Origin of the sequence: Clostridioides sp. ZZV15-6598 (assembly GCF_020657705.1) — a bacterium.
Taxonomy (GTDB): domain Bacteria; phylum Bacillota; class Clostridia; order Peptostreptococcales; family Peptostreptococcaceae; genus Clostridioides; species Clostridioides difficile_F.
Genome location: NZ_JAGWCS010000011.1, coordinates 47,045 through 58,119 on the forward strand (window position 1 = coordinate 47,045; position 11,075 = coordinate 58,119).

Annotated in this window: 14 protein-coding genes; all 14 read right to left on the minus strand. The window is 27.9% G+C overall.

Annotated features, from left to right (window positions below):
- Positions 1–309, minus strand: a complete 309-nt coding sequence (locus KGF50_RS03795; RefSeq protein WP_227846893.1) for a hypothetical protein — start codon at positions 307–309, stop codon at positions 1–3.
- 204 nt (positions 310–513) lie between these two features.
- Positions 514–1,842 (minus strand): replicative DNA helicase, encoded by a 1,329-nt coding sequence (dnaB, locus tag KGF50_RS03800; protein ID WP_227483326.1) that lies wholly within the window; start codon positions 1,840–1,842, stop codon positions 514–516.
- An 18-nt stretch (positions 1,843–1,860) separates the two neighbouring features.
- Complete coding sequence (rplI, locus tag KGF50_RS03805) at positions 1,861–2,310, minus strand: 50S ribosomal protein L9 (RefSeq protein ID WP_227846894.1); 450 nt, start codon at positions 2,308–2,310, stop codon at positions 1,861–1,863.
- Positions 2,311–4,305 (minus strand): DHH family phosphoesterase, encoded by a 1,995-nt coding sequence (locus KGF50_RS03810; protein WP_227846895.1) that lies wholly within the window; start codon positions 4,303–4,305, stop codon positions 2,311–2,313.
- A gap of 10 nt (positions 4,306–4,315) precedes the next feature.
- On the minus strand, positions 4,316–5,272 hold the full coding sequence (locus tag KGF50_RS03815) for a YybS family protein (protein WP_227846896.1): 957 nt from the start codon (positions 5,270–5,272) through the stop codon (positions 4,316–4,318).
- 7 nt (positions 5,273–5,279) lie between these two features.
- Complete coding sequence (locus KGF50_RS03820; protein WP_227846897.1) at positions 5,280–5,600, minus strand: MazG-like family protein; 321 nt, start codon at positions 5,598–5,600, stop codon at positions 5,280–5,282.
- Positions 5,601–5,741: 141 nt separating this feature from the next.
- On the minus strand, positions 5,742–5,969 hold the full coding sequence (gene rpsR, locus KGF50_RS03825; RefSeq protein ID WP_021386573.1) for a 30S ribosomal protein S18: 228 nt from the start codon (positions 5,967–5,969) through the stop codon (positions 5,742–5,744).
- A gap of 18 nt (positions 5,970–5,987) precedes the next feature.
- On the minus strand, positions 5,988–6,422 hold the full coding sequence (locus KGF50_RS03830; RefSeq protein ID WP_227846898.1) for a single-stranded DNA-binding protein: 435 nt from the start codon (positions 6,420–6,422) through the stop codon (positions 5,988–5,990).
- A 36-nt stretch (positions 6,423–6,458) separates the two neighbouring features.
- Complete coding sequence (gene rpsF / locus KGF50_RS03835) at positions 6,459–6,737, minus strand: 30S ribosomal protein S6 (RefSeq protein WP_227436544.1); 279 nt, start codon at positions 6,735–6,737, stop codon at positions 6,459–6,461.
- 220 nt (positions 6,738–6,957) lie between these two features.
- Positions 6,958–8,154: a PLP-dependent aminotransferase family protein gene (locus KGF50_RS03840; protein ID WP_227846899.1), complete on the minus strand. Its 1,197-nt coding sequence runs from the start codon at positions 8,152–8,154 to the stop codon at positions 6,958–6,960.
- A gap of 102 nt (positions 8,155–8,256) precedes the next feature.
- The gene (locus KGF50_RS03845) at positions 8,257–8,442 is read right to left on the minus strand and encodes a DUF951 domain-containing protein (RefSeq protein WP_054275506.1); all 186 of its coding nucleotides are present in this window, start codon (positions 8,440–8,442) and stop codon (positions 8,257–8,259) included.
- A gap of 14 nt (positions 8,443–8,456) precedes the next feature.
- Entirely contained in the window at positions 8,457–8,720 is a 264-nt protein-coding gene (locus KGF50_RS03850; RefSeq protein WP_227846900.1) for a DUF3343 domain-containing protein, read from the minus strand.
- A gap of 78 nt (positions 8,721–8,798) precedes the next feature.
- A complete protein-coding gene (yedF, locus tag KGF50_RS03855; RefSeq protein WP_227846901.1) occupies positions 8,799–9,386 on the minus strand; it encodes a sulfurtransferase-like selenium metabolism protein YedF in 588 nt (195 codons plus the stop codon).
- A 104-nt stretch (positions 9,387–9,490) separates the two neighbouring features.
- Positions 9,491–10,783, minus strand: coding sequence for a toxin production/motility transcriptional repressor RstA (gene rstA / locus KGF50_RS03860; protein WP_227839146.1), 1,293 nt, complete (start codon positions 10,781–10,783; stop codon positions 9,491–9,493).
- Between the last annotated feature and the right edge of the window lie 292 nt (positions 10,784–11,075).

Here is an 11,075-nt window from a genome sequence, read left to right on the forward strand (position 1 = left end):
TTAGCGTTCTCCAATATTTAACAAATACTCTTCTATTTTTGAAAAGTCATTGATTTCTTTAATTTCTGTATTACTTTTTATAACTTTTTCTATAAACTTGTCCACGTCTAAAAGTTTTTCTAATTTACATATGTTAATTATATTTCCAAAGTTTGTATTAGTCATGTTTATATAATATTGATTGTCAACAATGCTAGCATAAACGACAATTGATTCTTTTAAATTATTATCAACTATCCTAAATAAGTTTATTTCATCAAGTATTTTAATTATATTGGGATATATACATTTTAAGCTTATTTTTTCCATATTATTCCTCCTAATAATTAATATTTATACACAGATAAAGCAAGCCAAAAGCTTGCTTTATCTACTTATTCACACTTATCAACAGGCTATCTGTGGATAGTGTGGATAATTTTTTAGCTAAATTTCAAGGTTTAGACATATTTAGTGACATGTATCCACATTTTTCCTGTAGAAAGAAAGGATGTTCTGTGGATATTAGTTAAATTATAGGTCTCTCAACTTATCCCCAAATCTTTGAACTTCACCAAGCCAAACTAGTTCCACAGAACCAGTTTCGCCATGTCTATTTTTTGCTATTATTATTTCTCCTATATTTTTACTCTCAGAATCAGCATGATAGTATTCGTCTCTATACAAGAACATAACTATATCTGCATCCTGCTCAATTGCTCCAGATTCTCTTAAATCAGATAACATAGGTCTATGGTCTGCTCTTTGCTCTGGTGCACGTGATAGCTGAGATAATGCTACTACAGGACAATTTAATTCTTTTGCTAATACTTTTAATGACCTTGATATTTTAGATATTTCTTGTTGTCTACTTTCATTATTACCTTCACCTTCCATAAGTTGAAGGTAATCTATCAGCACTAAATCTAAACCTTTTTCTATCTTTAACTTTCTGCACTTTGACCTTAATTCTGATATTTTTATACCAGGAGTATCATCGATGTGTATTTTTGCATCTGACAGTACTGCCATTGCATCTATAATCCTAGGCCAGTCATTATCATTAAGTGTTCCAGTCTTTATCTTTTTCAATTCTACACTAGATTGCGAAGATAGCATACGTTGTACTAACTGTTCTTTGGACATCTCTAAGCTAAATACAGCTACAGAAGCATCTCCTTTTAAAGCTGCATTTTGTACTAAATTTAAAGAAAAAGCAGTTTTCCCCATTGCAGGTCTTGCGGCAACTAATATTAAATCTGTTCTTTGAAGACCATTTATTTTTTTGTTTAAATCTTTAAAACCAGTAGTTATACCAGTTACATCGCTTTTATTGGTATATAATTTTTCTATCATATCATAGGCATCCATCAAAACTAAGTTTATAGATTTAAAATCGTCACTAGTTTTTTCCTGTGATATATCAAATATTCTCTTTTCAGCTTGTTCCAAAACATCTTCAATTTTTGTTGCTCCACTATATCCTAGATTTATTATTTCATTAGATGCTTTTATAAGCTTTCTAAGTACAGACTTTTCTTTTACTATATCAGCATAGTATTTTACATTTGAAGTTGTTGGCACTATTGTAGAAAGACTTGTAATATAACTGATTCCTCCAATATCATTAAGATGCCCTTGTTTTCTTAGCTCTTCTGTCAATGTGATTAAGTCTATAGGCTCACCTTTATTGCTTAAAGTTATCATACATTCATATATTATTTTGTGAGCCTCTTTATAGAAGTCATCAGGCCTTATAGTTTCTGTAACTGTTATTATAGCATCTTTATCTAGCAGTATAGAACCTAATATTGATTGCTCTGATTCTACACTATGAGGGGGAATTCTCGTCATGTCTTCCATCTTTATCACCTCTAGTTATTACTGTTTTTCTTTTACATCTACTCTTATTTTAGTAGTTACTTTTTGATGTATTTTTATTTCTACAAATGTTGAACCTAAAGTTCTTATTGGTTCGTCTAATAAAATTTTTCTTTTGTCCACATCTATATCTTTTTGTTTCTTTAATTGCTCAGCTATCTCTTTGGCTGTTATTGAACCAAATAATCTTCCACCTTCACCTGATTTTGAATATATTTCTATATTAATTTCTTCCATTTGTTTTCCTAATAAAACAGCTTCTTCATATTCTTTTTGAGTTTTTATTTCTTTAGATTTATTCTTTTCATTTAATTCTTTGATTGCTACACTATCTGCTTGCACAGCCATTTTTTTAGGAAATAAGAAATTTCTTGCATATCCATCACTTACTTCTTTCATTTCCCCTTTTTTACCAGTTCCTTTTACGTCTTTTAATAATATAACTTTCATCTATTCTTCCTCCTCTAAATACTCCTCTATTATTTTATTTACTATCTTGTAAGCTTCTTTTAGAGAAACATTTTTTAACTGTGCACCAGCTATATCTATATGTCCCCCGCCTCCTAATTTCTCCATAAGTACATGTACATTTATTTGCCCCAAAGACCTTGCACTTATAAATATAGTATCATCTTTTTCTCCTAATACAAAGGAGGCTTCTACTTCTTTTATATTTAATAGCTCATCAGCAGTTTGAGCTATTATAACGTTTATACTATCTATTTCTGTACTTGAATATGCTAGACATATTCTATTATTAATTATCTTTGTACTTTGAATTATTTCAGCCTTTATTATAAAATCTTTTACATCAGAATTGAAAAATTTCTTGACTTCTATTGTATCTGCTCCAACTTTTCTAAGGTAAGAAGCAGCTTCAAATGTCCTAACACCTGTTTTAAATGCAAAGTTTTTAGTGTCTAAGCTTATTCCTGCTAAAAGACCTTCAGCTGTAAGTTTATTGATTGTTACTTCTTCATCCATATATTGAACTAATTCTGTAACCATTTCACATGTTGAAGATACATATATTTCATGGAATAAAAGCACTGCATCATTTATAAACTCTACACCTCTTCTATGATGGTCTATTACTACTATCTTCTCAGATAACTTTAAGAGCTCTTCACATTCAGTATAATTGGGTCTATGAGTATCAACTACGACAACTAGTGTATTTTTAGTACAGTTATCAATAGCCTCCTCTTTTCCAATAAACAACTTCTTATAATAATTACTTTCATTTATTTTATTTATAAATATCTCTATAGATTCATTTACAGATTGTAAAACTATATTCGCTGTCTTATTGCAAGATTTACATATATCGTAAACCCCAACTGCAGCTCCCATAGCATCCATGTCAGGATATTTGTGACCCATTATATAAACATGGTCACTTTCTTGTATAACCTCTCTCAGAGCATGACCTATAAGTCTAGATTTTACTTTTGTTTTCTTTTCTACAGCTTTAGATTTTCCACCATAAAATACAAACTTATCTTTTGTCTTTACAACAGCTTGGTCTCCTCCTCTACCGAGTGCTAAATCAAGAGCACCTGTAGCAAGTTTTAGGTTCTCATTTAATGTATCTCCATCTATACCAATTCCTATACTTATTGTAACAGGAAGATTATTTCCATAATCAATATGTCTTATTGTATCTAAAATAGAAAACTTCTCAGCTTCTAATTTTTTTAACTCTTTTTTATGCATTACCAAGAAGAATTTATCCTTTGAAGTCCTTCTCAAAGCACCATTTGAATTTAATTCTAAAGCAGAAAGTATTTTTTCTACTTCAACATTAATTAAAGCTCTCTTATCTTCTGCTGCACTTTTTAATACTTCATCATATCCATCTACTTGTATTAACATCATTGCATCTTTTTCATCATCATAATCTTGTTTTACTTGTAAATATTCTGTCTTATCTATCCAGTATAATATCATTAAATATTTAGGATTTTTTTCTTGATCATTTTTTATAACATTATAAACTATTGTATATTCTCTCTCTTTATAGTTTATTTCAGTGTACATCTCTTTATTTTCATTTAATACTTTTCTTAAATTAAGATTTTTAACTATCTCTTCTATATTTTTATCAAGTAAATCTTTTTGACCAATCATATCATAAAACTTTCCATTATACCATGATATATTTCCATCAAATTCTAGAATACATAGTGGTATTGGAAGATTTATTATAGCTTTCTTAGTTGTTTCATCTATATCTAAAGATAAATTTTGAATATACTCTGTCCATTCATGACGTCTAATATTAGTTGTTCTCCAATTGTGAAAAACCATATATGCAAAAATACAGAAAAATAAACACCCTACATACAAGTTGTAATAAAGCAAAATTATACTAGAAATACCAATAACAATTATATATAAATTTATTTCTGGCATATTTAATTTAAAGGTTTGTTTATTACTCATTTCTATCCTCCTAAGTGGATTTATAACTTCTCACCTTTCTAAAGTCAATTATACTATCTACCATACCAACAAAAGATATTCCCATAAATCCAAATAAACATAAAATTATCCCTGAAAGAAACATAATTTTATTTGGTCCTTGTCTTATCCATTTCTTTAAATAATAAATACAAACTGCTATTCCTTGAATTACAAACATTAAGTTAAAAACTAGCTGTAAATTAGTCATTATTAATTCTGTATATAATTTCGAGCCAATAATTTCAATAAATAAGACTAATAAATAAAGTAAAAAAGTTGTGACTATAGCATTTCCTGGTAAATAAAAGTCAGCAAATTTGGGAAATCTTATATTCAAACTTGTAATCCTTTTAATAAAGAATACACTTAAATAATATGTTACAAATGCTGATAATAAACCTTGTAAGAACAGCATCATTGGTAGCATATTTGTAAAATAACTTACGATTTCATCTGGCTTCATTTTACCAAATACTTTAAGCTCAGTTGCAGAAAAACTATTTTTTTGAATATTTACGATTTCTGTTATCATTTTAGCAACTTCATCTAATAAATTTACATTTAAAAATGTCTTCGATACAAAGAAATACACAACCATTGCAAGCACAAATATTATTGTTCCTCCATATATTGGTTCAAATTTATTACTATCTTCTTGCTCAAAACTTCTCTTCAGCATCTTTCCTATTGCTATACCTGGCAAAGAATACATTATACATATATTTAATGCATACGAAATGTCTGCAAATAAAATTAGCACACAAAATGTAATCAAAATAGATAAAAAAGAATACTTTTTATCAGTAATGGCACCTATAATTACATATGGGACAGCTGCTAATATACTAAACATTCCTAGCATTGGAATATAGGCTATTACTAAAGCAATTATTATAGCTAAAACTATTATAGACATGGCTTTAGATAGTCTAATTTTATTATTCAATTTAATATCACTCCCTATTATCCATATGTTTTTTTAAGTTAGATAAATCTCCATACCATCTTTCAACGCTATGTTCTTCCTCTATACCAATTTTTATTTTTTCCTTGACTTTATAATCCACATCTCTAAAACTAATTCCTAATCTCTTTGCTAAGAGATATGTTATCATTATTATATTTGCTAGAGTATCTTGAATTGCCTCATCTAAAGGTTTTACCCCTTTAAATAATAAGTTAAACAAATCACTTACACTCATTAATATTTCTGTTTTCATCCACTCTATTATCTTTATGTTTCTTGTTATCTCAGAACCTTTATCTATTTTCACGTTTGCAACCCTCCTTAATATATAATATTATATCATAAATAATAATATATTTAAGTATATAAACAAAAAAACGAGCGTTATAGCTCGTCTCATTTACTTATATAAATATCTATAATAAAAAATGAGCACAAGGCTCATTTTTTAATCTAATGTATATGGTAAAAGTGCTATATTTCTTGATCTTTTTATAGCAACTGTTAATTCTCTTTGATGCTTAGCACAAGTTCCAGATATTCTTCTTGGTAATATCTTTCCTCTTTCAGTTATATACTTTTGTAATCTTTGAGTACTTTTGTAATCTATTTTAGCATTTTTGTCAGCACAAAATTGACAAACTCTTTTTTTCTTACGTCTTTTTTTATTCATCATGACTTTTTTCCCTCCTTTTTAAAATGGTATATCGTCATCATCTATAGCTTGGAAACCTTGTGGGTCTAACCCTTGAGGTTCAAAGCTTGGCTCAAAAGCTGGAGCACTCTCTTTATATGAATTTTCCGATTTATTCTTGCTATCTAAAGCTTGTACTGATCTAGTACTTACTTTTGTAAAAGTTCTTTTTTCACCTGATTGTGTCTGATAATTGTCTACTCTCATAGATCCTTGAAGTGCAACTAATCTACCTTTAGTTATGTAGTTGGCACAAAATTCAGCGGATTTACCCATTACTTCAACAGGTATAAAATCAGTTTCTTTAGATCCATCTTTTTTTACATAGTCTCTATCAATGGCTATTGTAAATGATGCCACTGGTGTTCCTGTACCTGGGATGTATCTTAATTCAGGGTCTTTAGTTAACCTTCCCACTAATACAACTTGATTCATAAAAACACCACCTATTTTTTATAATAAAACTAGTTATTAAGCAACAACTATCATATGTCTTATTACGTTTTCATTTATCTTTAAGTTTCTGTCTATTTCTTTAGGAACGTCTACTGCTGATTTGAAGTTAACTAACACATAGAAACCTTCTGTAAACTTAGCTATTGGATAAGCTAATTTTTTAGTTCCCCAAGTATCAACTTTAACTATTTCTCCTTCAGTTGCAACAACTTCCTTAACTTTGTTTAGTACAGCTTCTCTTGTTTCTTCATCAGAGTTTGGCTTTACTACATAAACTAATTCATAATTTCTCACTATAATTCACCTCCCTTTGGACTTAACGGCTCTACACTTTTAGAGCAGAGAAATGAGACTAAAATCTCATACCTACACATTCTATCATTTTTTCTTATTTATGTCAATTTAAATTTTGGACAAATTTTAATATTTAATATAAGTTGAAATATATTTTTTAAATTAACAAGGGATGGCTATTGCCATCCCTCATAATATATCTATAAGTTATTATTTTTAATTAAGCTTCAACGCCCATAGCTTCTTTTAAAACTAATGCTATCTTTTTGATACCTTCTATTATTTTTTCTTCTGGCATATTTGAATAGTTAAGTCTGAAAGTATTTTCTCTACCACCATTAGGGAAGAATCCTCCTCCAGCAACATAAGCAACATTCTTTTCTAAGCATTTTGTCATTAATTCTTTAGCATTTAAATTACTTGGAAGCTCTACCCATGTAAATAATCCACCTTCTGGATGAGTAAATACTAATCCTTCTGGGAATTCTTCTTCCATAGTCTTAAGCATTACATCTCTACGTTTGATATAAACAGCTTTTATTTTATCAACATGTTCATCTAAGTCATACATATCCATAAATTTGCTTACTTCCATTTGAGATATAGTTGATGCTTGTAAGTCTGCACCTTGTTTTGCAAAGTTAAATTTAGATAGTATTTCTGCAGAAGCACAAGTCCATCCTAATCTGTATCCTGGGCAGAATATTTTAGAGAAAGTTCCTAAGAATATTACTAATCCTTTTGTATCCATTGATTTTAAAGATGGTAAAGTTTCTCCTTCAAATCTTAAATCTCCATATGGATTATCTTCTATTACTGGTATTTCATATTTATTTACTATTTCCATGAATTTTTTACGTCTTTCAAGTGGCCAAGTTCTTCCTGTTGGATTTTGGAAATCAGGTATTACATAAATCATTTTTATTCTATCAGTTGTTTCTAGTATTTTTTCTAGTTCTTCCATTATCATTCCATTAGAATCTGTTGGAACATCTATGAATTTAGGTTGGTAAGATTTAAATGCGTTTATAGCTCCTATGTAAGATGGGCTTTCACATAAAATTACATCACCTTCATCAATAAATACTTTTCCTGCAAAATCTAGACCTTGTTGAGAACCACTTGTAACTAATATATCATCTTTATTTACATTAGTTTGGTTTTTGTCATTCATTCTAGCTGCTATTTTTTCTCTTAATGGTTCATATCCTTCTGTTGTAGTATATTGCATAGCTGATCTTCCATTTTCTTCAAGCACTGCAACTGATACTTTTTTCATTTCTTCAACTGGAAATAACTCTGGAGCAGGCATTCCACCCGCAAAAGATATTATTTGTGGTTGTTGAGTAAGTTTTAAAAGCTCGCGTATTTCAGATCCTTGTAAACCTTCCATTCTTTTTGCATATTTAACTGCCATAATTAAAGCACCCCCATGAAAATGTTTTCTTCAATTTCTATTATACCAAAAATTTGGATATTAATATACGGTATTTGACATTTTTTAAATGTTAAATTTATATCATTTTTTTATTAGCTTTTTTACTCTCTTTTCTAATGTCTCTCTATCAAGCATTATTAGCCTTGAACATTTCGTACATTTTATCTTTATATCCATTCCAGTTCTTACAATTTCAAACTCTTTACATCCACATGCATGTTGCTTTTTCAACTCAACAATATCACCTATTTTTAAATCCATTGGCATAAATAATTAGCCTCCTAATCTAACTTCTTTGCTTCCTTTGAGCCATCTTCTAATTTACTTATACAATAAATTCCCTTTATATCTACATTATTTTCAACTAAAATTGTCTTTATTTTTTCCATATCTTCAAAAGAAAATTTAATTGATATTCCACAGCTTGCTGTTATTTCTCTTGGTGTTGGAAGAGCCATTACTTTTAAACCATTTTCACCAAATAACTTTTCTGACCTTATTGCATGATGTGTCGAATTAAACGATACTATATACATTTGATTCATTGCTTAATCCTTTCTGACTATCTACTTTTCTTTAGTTTAATATTTCTTATTGACTTTATATTGTTAAACAAACATATATTATATAGAAATAGTATTTGATGCATTTTTTAATGTTTCAACTATAGTGTACATATTTGTAACTGAACCAACTTGTAATTTTTCTTTTAAATTATAGTAATCTAAACAAGTTCCACAAGATAAAATTTCTACACCTTCATCTTCAAGTATTTTAAGATTTTCTATAGTTGCTTCATTTTCAGCACTTAATTTTACTCCTCCATTAACTAAAAGTATATGTTTAGGATATGGCTTTGATTCTGTTAAAGTATATATAAATCCTTTTATTAATACTTGTCCTAATTCATCATTTCCCAATCCCATCTTATCTGAAGATATAAATACACATGTATCTTCTAGTTCGCTTTCTTCTTTTTGAACTACAACATTATTACCTTTTTTAATTTCTATAGAAATTAAATTTTCTTTTTCATCAACAATCCTTGCTTCACAATTTAAAGATTTAGCAAGTTTTAATATATTTTCTTTTGCTGTTTCATTGTCAACTGTTGTAACTACAATACCTTCTTCTATATTATCTAATTCTTTTTTTGTATTTATAACTGGTTTAGGACAAGCAAGCCCTCTAGCATCTATTTTTATACTCATTGTTTGATTCATCTCCTTAAAATTATTCATACAATTTATATTTTATCATAGATATTATCTTGCTTGTTATAGATTGTTTCTATACTATTATAGGTTTATTATACTTACATTATTTCTAAATTTTTATACATAAATACTCCCTTTTGGTAGTACTCTAATTCTTTCTCTTTTGATATGCTTGAATATAATTGACCTAAGTCTATGTACAAGTTTGCTAATATCTTATTATTACCTAAATCTGATACTATTTTTATACATTTAATTAAATACTCAATAGCAAGAGTAATTTCATTTTGATTCTTATACATATTAGAATAGAATTTTAATGCTTTATACTCATTAAACTTGTTTTTATTTTTTATTGATGAGGCTAAAGCTATTTTACAATATTTTCTAGCCAAATCATAATCTTCTTTATCTATGTACGCTTCTATTATCTTAAATAAACCTGACATCATATATTCGTCTTCATCATTTTTCTTTATGTTGTACACTTTTTGAGAATACTCAAGAACTCTATCTGTCTCACCTATTTTTCTATAAACATCACAAATTGTTAAGTATACATTTGCTATTCCAGTTTTATTATCTTCATTTTCAAGTATTTTTAGTGCTTTTTTAAAATACTCTTTTGATTCTTCATATTTTCCAATCTCAAGCATGTTATTTGCTTTTAACACCAAAATATCGACATCTTCTTTTCTATCATTTTTATTATCTATTTCATTTATTTTATCTATGTACTTTAATGACATATTTGGATTATCTAATTTTATATAACAATATGCCATCTTACTATATAATTCCTTATATATGTTAATATCCTCAAACTTACTCTCTGATAAAATTTCCTCTGCAAAATTAAAGTGACTTATCGCACCTTTATAAAAGTCTTCCTGCATATATATCTTTCCTATGTTTAAATAGCACTTTAGTATGTTTTCACTATCATTATTTTTTATAAAGAAATATAAAGCTTTTTCAAAGTTTTCTATAGCATTGTTGTAATTAGATTTTTTTAAGTTAATATTAGCCATAAGAAAATTGCATCTGCCATAGTTCTCCATTAAATCGTATCTCTTACATATATCTAAAACTTCTTTTATTTGGTCCTCAGCCTTGTTTAACTCATTCTCTTTTATATAAATTTCACTTTGCAGTATTAAATTATCTGTTATCTTTTTTGACTGCATTTCTTTTGTTTCTAATAGATATTCCACGCTTACATCTAGCTTATCACCTAGATATTCCAACAGTTCATAACTAGTATGAGATTTATCTCTCTCTATATGGCTTATTTGTGCTGCTGTTATCCTATCTCCGGCTAACTCTTTTAATGTCATATTTTTTTCTTTTCTTAATTTTTTAATCTTTTCTCCTAAGCTCAAAATTTCCATACTATTCCCACCTTTTGAAGACATTTTTTTATAATATAATTATAACTTATATTTATTTTAAAAACACTACTTTTATTTTACAATATTTTCTCTATACATTAAATGATTTCCCATAAAAATGACTAAAATTTAGTTTATTTTGTATTTAATTAATTTAAATAAATCATTTTTTAAATTTGTTACTATTTTGTATTCATATATTCAGTCATAACGATTATAATTATATATAAGAATAGTATTTTAGAGAGGAGTAATTTTTATGAAAAATAAGAAAATAATGTTAGTGTTAAGT